An 11389-nucleotide genomic window follows, 5' to 3' on the forward strand; every position below is an offset into this window, starting at 1 on the left:
GCCCGGCGTTTCTTGTGATCACCCTTCGCCGGCGCGATCACCCCCTTCGCCGACGCGACCTGCGTTCGTCGGCCGGGGGCGCGGGCGGCGGCTCCTCGGCCCGAACTCGCGCAGCAGCAGCTGCCCGATCCCGGCGGCCGGGATGGCCAGCAGCGCCCCGATCAGACCGGCCAGCTCCGCCGCGAACAGCACGCTGGCCAGCACGGTCAGCGGGTTCAGCTGGACCGCCCGCGCCATGATCACCGGTTGCAGCAGATGGTTCTCCACCTGTTGGTAGATCACGAAGAACACCAGCACCACGATCCCGGCGGTGGGGGAGTGCAGGAACCCGGCGCCGCCCGCGAGGATGGCCCCCAGGGTCGCGCCGACCAGGGGCAACAGGTCGGCGATCGCCACCAGCAGCGCGATCACCCCGGCGAACGGCACCCCGGTCAGGACGAGCACGAGGAAGGTCAGGACGCCGCAGATCACGCTGATCAGCAGGTTCCCGGTCAGGTAGCCGGTGACCACCCGGGACACGCCCCGGCCGATGCGCCGGGCCCGGCCCGCCGCCCGGTCGCTGAGCAGGGCGGTCACGCCTGCGGTGATCCTCGGGGCCTCCAGCACCATGAGGTACGCCAGCACGATCACGGTGATCAGCCCCGCGAGGGTTTCCAGCACGCGCCGGACCAGCCCGACGGCGGGCTCGCGCAGTTGGTTGCCGTACTGCTCGATCTGGTTGGAGTGGCCGGCCAGGTACCGCCGCAGCCGCAGCCGCTCCAGCGCCTCGCCGACCGGGCCCCGCCCCGCCCGGGTCTCCCGCAGCAGGTCCGGCGCCCGGTCGGCGAACCGGCCCAGCTCGTCCACCAGCGGCAGGAAGATCACCGCGATCAGCGCGGTGAGCACCCCGAACGCGGCCAGGAAGATCACCAGGGTGGCCAGCGCGCGGCGTCGCACGAAGCGGCGTTGCACGCCGTCGACCAGGGGCTTCAACGCGACGGAGAAGAACGCCGCGACCACGGCCCAGACCAGCAGCCGCCGGGTGGCCCAGATCAGGAACAGCCCGAGCAGGGTGGCCAGCACCAGGCCGATGACGATCGCGGCCCGCCGGGTGGTGACCCTGTCGTCGGCGTTCCTCATCCGGCGCGGCTACCCCCGCCGACGGGCCGGAAACCCGTTCGCGGTGGGCGGCCCGGGGCGGCTCAGGTGACGCCGAGGGAGTCGTCGGTGCCGGCGCGGGCCCCGCCGACGAACTCGTCGAGCGTCGACCCGTGCAGCACCTGACCGGGGACCGGGTCGCGGGCCGCCCGCGCGGCCAGCCGGTCGGCCGGCAGCCGCCCCGCCCGGCCGGCGGCGGCGAGCACCACGTTGCCGTAACGCCGCCCGCGCAGCATCCGCCGGTCGGCGACCAGGCACACGTCGGCGTACACGGCCCGCAGCGTGGCCACCCGGGACCGGGTGAACACCAACGGGGGCAGGTCGGTGACGTTGACCAGCAGGATGCCGTCCGGGCGGAGCACCCGGGCCACCTCGGCGGCGAACTCCACGCTGGCCACGTGCCCCGGCATCCGGGCCGCCCGGTAGACATCGGCGAGCACCAGGTCGTACCCGCCGGGCGGGGCCTCGGTCACCGCCTCGCGGGCGTCGGCGACGACGACGCGTACCCCGGCTCCCGGCGCGGGCAGCTCGCGGCGGACCAGCTCGACCACGGCCGGGTCCCGCTCCACCACGAGCTGGGCGGAGCCCGGCCGGGTCGCCCCCACGTAACGGGGCAGGGTCAGGGCGCCCCCGCCGAGGTGCAGCGCGTCGACCGGGGCGCCGGGCGGCGCCGCCAGGTCGACCACGGCAGCCATCCGGCGCACGTACTCGAAGTGCAGGTGTCGGGGGTCGGCCACGTCGACGTACGACTGGGCCACCCCGCCCGCGAGCAGGGTGCGCCCGGTGCGGCGGGCCGGGTCGACCACCAGGTGCGGGCCGTCGGCGGCGGTGTGCATGCCGGCACCGTAGCCGCCGCGCCCGGCCTCCACCTCCGGGCGGCGGGCCGGCGGGCACGACTGCCCGCCGGCCTCCACCTCAACCGCCGGCAGCCGAGCCGAGCAGGTCGCGCAGCCCGTCCGGTACGTGCAGCGAGGCGACCAGGTCGCCGTCCCGGTCGGCCAGCGCGGCGAGCGTCGCCTCCGCCTGGTAGCGGGCCTGCTCCGGGGTACGGCCGCTGAGCCGGGCCACCTCGGCGAGGAAGCCGGGCAGGTCGTGGTGGCGCTCGATGCCGTCCACCGGGACCACGTCGTGCAGCGACACCGGCACGGCCGTCAGCAGCCGCTCCCGTGCGGCCTGGTCCAGCGCCCAGGCCAGGGTCAACACGGTGGCCTCGGCCGCCACCTTCGCGGTGCGGAAGTCGACGCCCGCCCGCCGTCCGACGTCGTCGACCAGTTCCCGGTAGCCCACGCCGATCGCCCCCGGCGCCCCTCCGGGGCCACGCTGCGGGCGCGGCTGCGGCCGGGCGGTCGGCGCGGGAGCGGCCGGAGGTGGGGCCGGCCCGCCCCGGGTGGTGTCGGGCTTGTGCCGGCCGGCCGGCGGCGGCCCGGCCCGCTTACCCCGGTCCAGGTGCGTGAGCTGCTTGGACGCGCTGAGGCTCGCGCCGGTCTCGCTGGCCTGCCGGCCCCGTTCGCGGGACTGGCGGGCCAGCGCCCGGCGGCGCTGGTTGTCACCCTCCATCTGTTTACGCATGGCACACCTCGCCCTCTCCGGTCCGTTGTCTCGACGGGTCGCCTTCCCGGCGTCGTCGGGGCCGAAACGGCCGAGCCCCCGCGGGGCGGGCCGGCCGACGGCGGCCGGGGGCGGCGTCATCCGGGGCGGGTGAACCAGGCTCACCCGACCGGGCTCCACGATCGGAGTGGGCCGGAGTACTTCCGACACACGCGGAAGGGAAGGTCGTCATGAAGAGGATCGTCGAAATCGTCCCCGCCCGTCCCGGTTGGTACGCCCGCTGGCGGCTCACGCCGCAGGCGACCAGGTGCTACCGGGTGAGCCTGTGGGCCCTGCTTGAGGAGTCCGACGGCGTCGGCCGCGAGGTGGTCGGCGTCGACTGCACCGGGCAGTGGCCCGGGGCGGACGACAACGAGGCGGGTGGGGAGTTCGTCCGTTACCTGTTCCAGACGCCCGACTCCGGACCACCGGAGGACGCGGAGCCCCCGCCGGGCGACGCCGAACGGCGGGCCGACGGGCCGCGCCTGCAACCGGTGACTGCCACCTGAGGCCACCCTCCCGGCCCCCGACTCCTGGTCCCAGGGTTCGGGGGCCACCCCCTGCCCTTCGGGCCCCGGGGTCAGCCGACGTCGCGCGCGTCGACGGCCTCGGCGTCGAGCACCTCGCTCAGGCCGGTGCGGTCGAGCAACCGCTGGAGCTGGCCGCGCACCCCGGTCAGCCGGATCGGGCCGGATCCCCTGCGGTGGATCACCACCAGCGCGCTGAGCCCCGAGGAGTCGCAGAGCCCGACGCCGTCCATGTCGATCTCCAGCTCGTGGCAGCCGTCCCGACGCAGCGCCTCGGCGATCTCCGTCAGCTCCGGCGCGGTGTCGAAGTCCAGCTCGCCGGTCAGCCGAAGCCGGGCGCGTCCGGCCTCGGACCGGGTCACCTCGATGGTCAACAGCGGAGAGGGCATGGGCCCATGTTCCCAGCCGACCGCGATCGGCAAACCCCCCCCGGGCTAGGCGGGCGACGCCCGCCTGAGCCCAAGGCAGCGGACGGGCCGGCAGGCCGGTGGGGCCTGCCTGCTCGATCTGCGTCAGATGGCGGTGCCGGCACACCGGCGTAGGGTGGGGTGGGAGGGATTGGACCACATACACCGTTTCGGTGACGGGCGGGTGTCGAGAAGGAGTGGGGCTCAGCTGGTGACTGCTGCCGACGTCAGGGGCGCGGACCCGGGCGACGGACGGATCTCCACGCCGAGTACCGCACCGGCTCCGGCCTGGCCCGCCGACATGCCGGTGCGACCCGTGGCCGGACTGCCGAGACTCACCCCCGACCGCGGCCCACCGACCCCGGCCTGGTCCGAGGTCGTCGAGCACTTCCGCGAGGGCCTGATCGTCTGCGACGCCCGCGGTGTGGTGCGGCACCTGAGCCCGGTCGCCGGGCGCCTGCTGCCCGAGGTGGTCGTCGGCGCGCTGCTCGCCGCGTCCGGGATCGCGGGCCTGCACGCCGCGTCCGGCGTCGGCGAGTTCACCCACCACGACCGCCGGCTGCGGGTCCGCCAGGTGCCGCTGTCCGCCGCCCGGTGCTGCTGGTACGTCGAGGACGTCACCGAGAGCGTCGCCCGGGCCGACGCGTTGCTCGCCGAGCGGGCCCGTTCGGCTTTCCTGGCCGTGGTGGGGGAGAAGCTCGGCAACCCGCTGCACCCCGACCGGGCCGCCGCCGCGGTGGTCCGGCTCGCCGTGCCCACCCTGGCCGAGGTGGCCGTGCTGGTGTTGGCCCCCCGCTCCGGCCGGGCCCGCTGGTGGCGGGCCACCCGCGCCGCCGACGACGACACCTCGACCGTGGACAGCGGGGTGCTCGACGCCGTCGACCTGCCGGCCGCCATCGACGAGGCGCTCGCCGGCACCGAGCCGCACGCGCTGGACTGGCTCGTGGAGCAGGCCGTCGAGGCGGGCTGGCTGCCCGGCCTCGCCGCCGCCGACGCCAGCGTCCGGGTGGTGCCGCTGCCGGGGCGGGACCTGCCGGTGGGCGTGCTGCTGGTCGCCCGCCGCACCGCCCGCCACCACGAGGAGGCCGACCTCGACCTCGTCCGCGCCTTCGCGGCCCGGGCGGGCGCCGCCCTGACCACCGCCGTGCTCTACCGTGACCAGGCAGAGGTCGCCGACACCCTCCAGGCCAGCCTGGTGCCGGTCGAGCCGGCCGAGACGGCCGGCGTGCAGTGGGGCACGGCGTACCGACCGGCGCAGGCCGGGCTGCGCATCGGCGGGGACTTCTACGGCTCGCACCGGCTGCCCGACGGTGGCTCGGTGTTCTTCCTCGGTGACGTCTCGGGCAAGGGGGTCGAGGCGGCCGTGTTCACCGGCCAGCTTCGCCAGTGCCTCCAGGCGCTGCACCGGGTGGAGTCGCACCCCGGCCGGTTGCTGGGGCTGCTCAACGACGCGCTGCTGGAGACCACCCTGGCGCACGGCCAGGGCCGGTTCGCCACCATGGTGCTCGGCGTGGTCCGCCCCCGACGCGACGGCGGTCTGACCCTGACCATGTCCGGCGGCGGCCACCTGCCCCCGCTGGTGCTGCGCACGTCCGGTGAGGTGGAGTCGATCGGCCTCAGCGGGATGCTGATCGGAGTGGTTCCCGACCCGCGTATCGGCGAGGTGACCGTCGAGCTGGCGCCGGGCGAGACCTGCCTGCTCTACAGCGACGGGGTGACCGAGGCGCGGGGCGGCCGGCGTGGCGACGAGCAGTTCGGCACCGACCGCCTGGTCCGTGCCCTCGGCGGCTGCCAGCGGATGCCCGCCCCGGCGCTGGCCGAGCGGGTCGAACAGGTCACCTGCGACTGGCTGGCCCAGCGCGAGCACGACGACATCGCCGTGCTCGCGCTGCGGGCCATCGGGCCGCACAGCCGACCGGCCCGGCACCTGCACGCCGTGTCCTCCCCGCCCTGACCGCCCTCTCGAAGGAGATCGCCGCGTGATCGCAGCCACCGCCGAGGCCTCCCCGGCCTACTCGTACCACGGCTTCCTCGGATCGTTGGAGGAGGCCGACGAGTACGCCGCGGTCGACGCCGCGCTCGGGCTGGTCGACGCCGGGGTGCCCGCCGAACGGGTGCTGCTGGAACTGGTCGCCCCCGCCCAGGTCGAGATCGGTGAGCGGTGGGCGCGCAACGAGTGGAGTGTCGCCCAGGAACACGCAGCCACCCACATCAGCGAGCGGGTCGTGGCCGCCGTCGTCGCCCGGGTCAACCCCCGACCCACCCGGGGGCGGGTGGTCGTGGCCTGCATGGACGGCGAGTGGCACGCCCTGCCGCCCCGACTGGTCGCCGAGGTGCTGCGGTTGCGCGGCTGGCAGGTCACCTTCCTCGGGGCCAGTGTGCCGGCCGTGGACCTGGTGTCGTACCTGCACCGGCACGACGCGCACGCGGTCGCGCTGGCCTGCGCGCTGCCGACGAGGCTGCCGTACGCGCACCGCGTGATCGAGGCGTGCCGCCGCTCCGACGTGCCGGTGGTGGTCGGCGGCCGAGGCTTCGGCCACGACGGGCGCTGGGCCCGCAGGCTCGGGGTTGCCTGGGCCCCTGACGCGCCCAGCGCGGCCGAGCTGGTGGCCGACGAGCGGGCCCTGCGTCGTGTCCAGCCGGCAGACCTGTCCCCGCAGCTCGCCGACGACGAGTACGCCAGCCTGGTGAAGCGGCGCGGTGACCTGATCGACGGTGCCCTGGCCGACCTGCGTGACCGGGTTCCCGGGGTGCGGGAGTACACGCCTGCCCAGCTCGACTCCACCGTCAGCGACCTCGGCCACATCGTCGACTTCCTCGCCGCCGCGGTCTACGTCGACGACGCCTCGCTGTTCGCCGAGTTCGTGGAGTGGCTGGTCACCATCCTGGTCAGTCGGGGGGTGCCGGCCTCGGCGGTCGGGTTCACGCTCGGGCACTACGCGGGGGAGCTGCGGGACTCCCCGCGGGCGGCGCGTTTCCTGGGCGCGGCGGGGGCGTTGCTCGACGCGGGCGCGCGGTCGCGTTGAGCGTGCGAAGGTGCGGAGGTCCGCGGCTCACTCTTATACTTGCTCCACTGCAAGCATCAGCCTGCGGTGAAGCGAGGGGAACCACGGTTGACGTTCACCGTCACGTACGCCCAGCGGGACGGTGCCGGGGCGTGCCTGCGACTCGCCGGCGAGCTGGACCTGAGCACCGCGTCCGAGCTGAACGCCGTCCTCGACCGGCTGGCCGACCAGGGGGAGCGTCATCTCCTGGTCGACCTCACCGAGCTGACCTTCTGCGACTCCACCGGCCTCGCCGCGTTCGTCCGGGGCGACAACCGGGCCGCGGCCCGGGGCGGCTGGCTGCGGGTCACCGGGGCCACCGGGCGGGTGGAGCGGGTGCTGAAGGTGACCGGGCTGGCCGACGTCCTGCGATACCCGTTCGACACGGCGCACCCGAGGTCGCAGTCCGCCTCGTGATGGGCTAGATTTCCCCGCCAGCAGGCGATCGTGAGGTCGCCGTCCGCGTCAAATCCGAGGCAGGTCACTCATGGCTGGAAACATCCCCGGCCCCGTTCGTATCCTCGTGGTGGACGACGATCCCGGCGACGTTCTGATGATCGAGGAGGCCCTCGCCGACTCCGACGTCGACAAGGTCATCGACGTGGTCGGCGACGGCCAGGAGGCCATGGAGTTCCTGCGCCAGGAGGGGCGGCACACCGAGGCCCGCCGGCCCGACGTGATCCTGCTCGACCTGAACATGCCCCGGATGGACGGGCGGCAGGTGCTCGGCGAGGTCAAGCAGGACGACGACCTGCGCACCATCCCGATCGTGGTGCTCACCACCTCCAACGCCGACACCGACATCGTCGGCAGCTACACCCTCCAGGCCAACGCGTACGTGACGAAGCCGATCGACCTGGACGACTTCAACGACGTGGTGCGCCGGATCGACGAGTTCTTCGGCCGCGTCGTGGTGCTGCCCAAGCGGGCCTGACCCGAGCCGCCGGCGGCGGGCGTCGTCGCCCGGATGCCGAACAATTCTCCCGAACCCCCTCGGCGTCCCGCCGGCACCGCCGAGGATCGGCAGGTGGGAAGAAGCACCGGCTGCCTGGGGGCGACAGGATGAGGTTCTCCGTCGTGGAGTTCGGCTACGACCGTCGGCAGGTCGACTCCTGCCTCGACGAGCTGGCGGTCCGGCTGAGCCGGCTCGCCGCGCGGGCGGAGGTCGCCGCCGTGACGGGCCGTGAGTGGGACCGGCTCCGGCGGGAGGCGGCTCGCCTGTGCGACCTGGTCGAGCGGCGCCGGGCCGATGCGGCCGGGGCGGACCCGGGCCGGTCGTCGCCGCCGGAGGCCGAGCGGGAGGCGGCCGAGGTCCTGGCCCGGGCCCGGTTCGAGCTGGACGCGGCCCGCGAGGAGGCCCGGCAGCTCCGCGAGCAGGCGTACGCCGAGGCGGTGCGGGCCCGCCGGGATGTCGAGGCCGCCCTGGCGGCGCGCCGTCTCCGGGCGACCCGGCTCGACGAGATCCTCACCGGGCCGGTCGGTGAGCCGGTGGCCGCGGACACGCCGACGGCCGCCGCGTCCGTGCCGCCCGGCGGGGTGCCCACGAGCTGAGCGGTGACCGGTGCCGAGCCTGCGGGCGAGCGCGGCACCCGGGTGGCCCGGGCCGGCTCAGAGCAGCGCCGCCACCACCGCGGCGGCCCGCTCCTCGTGCCGGGCGTACGCGTCGGGGAACGCCGAGACCTGCACGGACTGGGCGGCGGCGGTGACGCTCATCTCCTGCCAGCCGGGGACCTTCAGCAGCGCCTCGTAGAACACCCGCGCCGCGTACGCGGGGCGCATCAGCTCGCGGACGCTGCCCCAGCCGCTGCTGGGTCGCTGCTGGAACAGCCCGACCGAGTCGTGGTCGGAGCCGGTGCCCTGGTGCGGGTACTCGTAGGACTCGGGCAGCACGTTGCTGGCCAGGTTCCGCAGGTCGCTCTCCTGCATGGCGGTGGACACCGCCACCACCAGGCCCCGGCGGGGCAGCTTCAGGCCCCGCCCCACGTCCACGATGGCCTTGGCGTTGTCCATCTGGAGCTGGTCGAGGCCGGCGACCGGGCGGGGGCGGGACGGCCTGACCGGCTTCGGCTTGCGGCTGGCACCGGGGCTGGACTTCGCCGTCGGGGTGGGGGAGAGCGTCGGCGGGGCGGCGGGGGTGCGGTCGAGGGAGCGGGAGGCGCGCCGCTCGGCCTCGGCGGCGACCGCGGCCCGGTCGGCGAGGGCATCGCGGACCGGCGCCGGGTCGGTGTCGGCGTGCCGGGTGCCGGCGAAGGCGGCCACGCCGAGGCAGCAGGTCAGGCCGGTGGCCAGGGCCGCGCGCACCGGGGTCGACCCGAGCATCGCCCGGCCGGCGCGGCGCGGCGGTTCGGGCCGGCGGTGCCGGCCAGCCGTCCACCCGGTCGATGTGGCCTCGGTCGAACGGTCATCCGGTCGGGTGGCGGTCTGCTTCTGCTCAGCGTTCTGGTCGGGACGCACCCGCCGAGGCTAGAGAGCCCGGCGCGTTTTCCCCAGGAGGCGGCTGGTGGCCTGCGCCACAATGTGCGAGATTCCGACCGGCCATATCCCTCCGATTGTGCAGCAAACCGGCCATCCCTGCGTGTCTGCGATGTCCGTCATCACCCCAACAAGAGGGACAAGAGTAATTTTTTGCCGAGCTGGCGCGACCCGTCAGGGTAGCTTGATCAACTCGTTCGTTCGGGTGATGATCGAATACCTGTTCAGCGCCCGCCGTTGTCCGCCGAGGTGACCGTGAGACGGTGGCGGGTGCTGTCGCCGCTGGAGAACGGCCAGAGCCGATCGGCATGCTCGACGAGTTGGGCGAGCTGCTGCGGGCTCAGCCCGGCCGACGAGATGGAGGCGTGCACGTCGGCCCGATAGCGTCCGTCGTCGTCACGGCCCAGCCGGGCCTCGGCGCGCACCTGCACGGTGTGCGCCTCGTCGGTGATCTCCCCGGCGGCCTCGACCGCCGCGTGGTGCAGACAGGACGCGAAGGCGGCGGCCAGCAGTTGCTCCGGCGTCAGGCCCGTGCAGTGCGGCGCCAGCGGGGAGGCCAGGGCGCTGGACAGTCCTCCGTCGTCGGTGCGGACGTGGCCCCCCGCCGCCGTCGCGGTGGCCTCGTGCAGCCAGGAACTCGGATCCGGCATTCCGTTCCCCCCTCAGTCACCCGCCCGACTACCCGGCCCGCGCCCGGCGAAACCGCCACCGACTCCGTCGCGGGCCCCGGCCGCCACCGGCTCCGGGGGCAGGCTGCCGGGCCTCAGGACGCCCGGTCGCGCCCAGGTCCGGCCGTCCGGTCGCCGACGCCCGCCACCTGGGTCGCGTCGGTGGCGGCCTGCTCGGTCCACGGGGACACCAGCCCTTCGCGCTGCCGGGGCGGGGACATGTCGAGCATCGGCACGTACACCCGGGCGTCAACCGCCTCGGCCAGCAGCAGCGCGGCCATCAGGCTGGTCGGCCGGCACGTGGGATCGTCGGCCATCAACTGCTCGCAGAGCCCGGCCACCTCCGGCGGCAGGCCGTCCACCGGCGGCAGCGGCTCCGGTGGCTGCCGTCGGCGTGCCCCGAGCAGCTCACTGGTGCTCTCGGCCCGGTACGGCAGCCGGCCGGTGAGGCAGTAGTAGAGCAGCACCCCGAGGGCGTACATGTCGGCGGCCGGGGTGGCGGGCCGCCGGTCGAGCTGCTCCGGAGCAAGGTACGCGGGAGTGCCCACCACCATGCCGTCCGGCAGATCGTCGGGCATGTCGGCCGAGGTGGCGATGCCGAAGTCCAGCACCTTGACCCCGCTCGGGGTGAGCATCACGTTGGCCGGCTTCACGTCCCGGTGCACGATGCCGTGCGCGTGCGCGGCGGCCAGCGCCGCCGCGATCTCGGCGCAGACCCGCACGGCGATGCGCCAGTCCAGCGGCCCGGCGCGCAGGTGCGCGGCGAGGGTGTCACCCTCCGCCAGCTCCATCACTATGTACGGCGCCGACCGGCCGGGCGGCATCGACGAGGCGCCGAAGTCGTGCACGCTGGCCACGTTCGGGTGCACCAGCCGGGCCGCGGAGCGGGCCTCGGTGCGGATGCGTTCCACCGAGTTGGCCTCGTCCCGGCCGGGGGAGATCAGCTTCACCGCGACCGGCCGGTCGAGCACCGTGTCGTGGGCCTGCCACACCTCTGACATCCCGCCGATGCCGATGCGCTGTTCGAGCTGGTAGCGCCCGTCCAGCGTTCTCATCGACCGCTCCTCGTCTAGCTCGCCACCATCGGCGGGCGGCAATCCCGTCACTTCCGCCCGGTACCCGACCTTGGAGCTGGGCAAACCGCCGGGAGCGTAGACGCCGCACCGCCCGCGTCTCTCCGGTGGGTGCGGTAGCTTCCACACCGGAAGGTCGACCCGGGGTGACGGCGGCGAAACGGAGGGGTGATGACCGAGGTGACCGTACGGTTCGTCGGCGGGCCCGCGCACGACCTGGTGCGACAGGTGCCGGCCGGGCCCGACGGGACGCCCCCGCAGCGCTGGGTGCTGCGCCACCCGGGCGGCTCCCCGGCGCCGACCGCCGACCACCTCTACCGGCGCGACCGCCCGGACGACACCGGCACCTGGACCATGCGCTTCGTCCGCACCGACCCGATGGGCATGTCACAGTGATCCGCCGGGCCTGCCACAGTGATCCGCCGGGCCCTGACGTGGTGAACCGTCGGGCCCGGTCCGCGACCCGCCCCGCCT

General features: G+C 74.8%; 13 protein-coding genes and 1 pseudogene. 7 read left to right on the plus strand and 7 right to left on the minus strand.

The features are described 5' to 3' along the window. Positions 1-18 precede the first annotated feature (18 nt). From OG559_RS24205 to OG559_RS24215, 3 genes and pseudogenes are all read right to left on the minus strand, one after another. A complete protein-coding gene (locus OG559_RS24205; RefSeq protein WP_405107386.1) occupies positions 19-1119 on the minus strand; it encodes an AI-2E family transporter in 1101 nt (366 codons plus the stop codon). Between the two features lie 62 nt (positions 1120-1181). Then, on the minus strand, positions 1182-1973 hold the full coding sequence (locus tag OG559_RS24210; protein ID WP_405107388.1) for a spermidine synthase: 792 nt from the start codon (positions 1971-1973) through the stop codon (positions 1182-1184). An 82-nt stretch (positions 1974-2055) separates the two neighbouring features. After that, positions 2056-2706 (minus strand): annotated as a pseudogene (locus OG559_RS24215) (DUF2267 domain-containing protein); the annotation flags it as partial. Positions 2707-2915: 209 nt separating this feature from the next. On the opposite strand from OG559_RS24215, the gene OG559_RS24220 reads away from it, so the two are divergent. Continuing rightward, the gene (locus OG559_RS24220; protein WP_405107390.1) at positions 2916-3233 is read left to right on the plus strand and encodes a hypothetical protein; all 318 of its coding nucleotides are present in this window, start codon (positions 2916-2918) and stop codon (positions 3231-3233) included. Between the two features lie 71 nt (positions 3234-3304). Here OG559_RS24220 and OG559_RS24225 read toward each other — a convergent pair whose 3' ends face one another. Further along, positions 3305-3640: an STAS domain-containing protein gene (locus OG559_RS24225; protein ID WP_405107392.1), complete on the minus strand. Its 336-nt coding sequence runs from the start codon at positions 3638-3640 to the stop codon at positions 3305-3307. Positions 3641-3869: 229 nt separating this feature from the next. Between OG559_RS24225 and OG559_RS24230 the strand changes: the two genes are divergently transcribed. The 5 genes from OG559_RS24230 to OG559_RS24250 all read left to right on the plus strand — a co-directional run bounded on the left by OG559_RS24230 (position 3870) and on the right by OG559_RS24250 (position 8253). Further along, positions 3870-5612, plus strand: coding sequence for a SpoIIE family protein phosphatase (locus OG559_RS24230; protein ID WP_405107395.1), 1743 nt, complete (start codon positions 3870-3872; stop codon positions 5610-5612). Positions 5613-5637: 25 nt separating this feature from the next. Next, the gene (locus tag OG559_RS24235) at positions 5638-6684 is read left to right on the plus strand and encodes a B12-binding domain-containing protein (RefSeq protein WP_405107397.1); all 1047 of its coding nucleotides are present in this window, start codon (positions 5638-5640) and stop codon (positions 6682-6684) included. 87 nt (positions 6685-6771) lie between these two features. Then, complete coding sequence (locus OG559_RS24240) at positions 6772-7119, plus strand: STAS domain-containing protein (RefSeq protein WP_405107400.1); 348 nt, start codon at positions 6772-6774, stop codon at positions 7117-7119. A 70-nt stretch (positions 7120-7189) separates the two neighbouring features. Continuing rightward, the gene (locus OG559_RS24245) at positions 7190-7636 is read left to right on the plus strand and encodes a response regulator (RefSeq protein WP_396673460.1); all 447 of its coding nucleotides are present in this window, start codon (positions 7190-7192) and stop codon (positions 7634-7636) included. Positions 7637-7764: 128 nt separating this feature from the next. Then, positions 7765-8253: an ATPase gene (locus tag OG559_RS24250; RefSeq protein WP_405107404.1), complete on the plus strand. Its 489-nt coding sequence runs from the start codon at positions 7765-7767 to the stop codon at positions 8251-8253. Positions 8254-8310: 57 nt separating this feature from the next. Here OG559_RS24250 and OG559_RS24255 read toward each other — a convergent pair whose 3' ends face one another. The 3 genes from OG559_RS24255 to OG559_RS24265 form a co-directional block, all read right to left on the minus strand. Then, a complete protein-coding gene (locus tag OG559_RS24255; RefSeq protein WP_405107407.1) occupies positions 8311-9156 on the minus strand; it encodes a hypothetical protein in 846 nt (281 codons plus the stop codon). Between the two features lie 242 nt (positions 9157-9398). After that, complete coding sequence (locus OG559_RS24260; RefSeq protein WP_396673457.1) at positions 9399-9824, minus strand: OsmC family protein; 426 nt, start codon at positions 9822-9824, stop codon at positions 9399-9401. Positions 9825-9937: 113 nt separating this feature from the next. After that, complete coding sequence (locus OG559_RS24265) at positions 9938-10897, minus strand: serine/threonine-protein kinase (RefSeq protein WP_405107410.1); 960 nt, start codon at positions 10895-10897, stop codon at positions 9938-9940. A gap of 189 nt (positions 10898-11086) precedes the next feature. Between OG559_RS24265 and OG559_RS24270 the strand changes: the two genes are divergently transcribed. After that, complete coding sequence (locus tag OG559_RS24270; RefSeq protein ID WP_405107413.1) at positions 11087-11311, plus strand: hypothetical protein; 225 nt, start codon at positions 11087-11089, stop codon at positions 11309-11311. The last annotated feature ends 78 nt before the right edge of the window (positions 11312-11389 follow it).

The sequence above is a fragment of the Micromonospora sp. NBC_01405 genome, from assembly GCF_045040155.1.
GTDB lineage: Bacteria > Actinomycetota > Actinomycetes > Mycobacteriales > Micromonosporaceae > Micromonospora.

Excerpts from the sequence above, each read along its gene's own strand:
- OG559_RS24205 (WP_405107386.1), bottom strand. The coding sequence starts at position 1,119 with ATGAGGAACGCCGACGACAGGGTCACCACCCGGCGGGCCGCGATCGTC.
- OG559_RS24210 (WP_405107388.1), bottom strand. The coding sequence starts at position 1,973 with ATGCACACCGCCGCCGACGGCCCGCACCTGGTGGTCGACCCGGCCCGC.
- OG559_RS24220 (WP_405107390.1), top strand. The coding sequence starts at position 2,916 with ATGAAGAGGATCGTCGAAATCGTCCCCGCCCGTCCCGGTTGGTACGCC.
- OG559_RS24225 (WP_405107392.1), bottom strand. The coding sequence starts at position 3,640 with ATGCCCTCTCCGCTGTTGACCATCGAGGTGACCCGGTCCGAGGCCGGA.
- OG559_RS24245 (WP_396673460.1), top strand. The coding sequence starts at position 7,190 with ATGGCTGGAAACATCCCCGGCCCCGTTCGTATCCTCGTGGTGGACGAC.
- OG559_RS24250 (WP_405107404.1), top strand. The coding sequence starts at position 7,765 with ATGAGGTTCTCCGTCGTGGAGTTCGGCTACGACCGTCGGCAGGTCGAC.
- OG559_RS24260 (WP_396673457.1), bottom strand. The coding sequence starts at position 9,824 with ATGCCGGATCCGAGTTCCTGGCTGCACGAGGCCACCGCGACGGCGGCG.
- OG559_RS24265 (WP_405107410.1), bottom strand. The coding sequence starts at position 10,897 with ATGAGAACGCTGGACGGGCGCTACCAGCTCGAACAGCGCATCGGCATC.
- OG559_RS24270 (WP_405107413.1), top strand. The coding sequence starts at position 11,087 with ATGACCGAGGTGACCGTACGGTTCGTCGGCGGGCCCGCGCACGACCTG.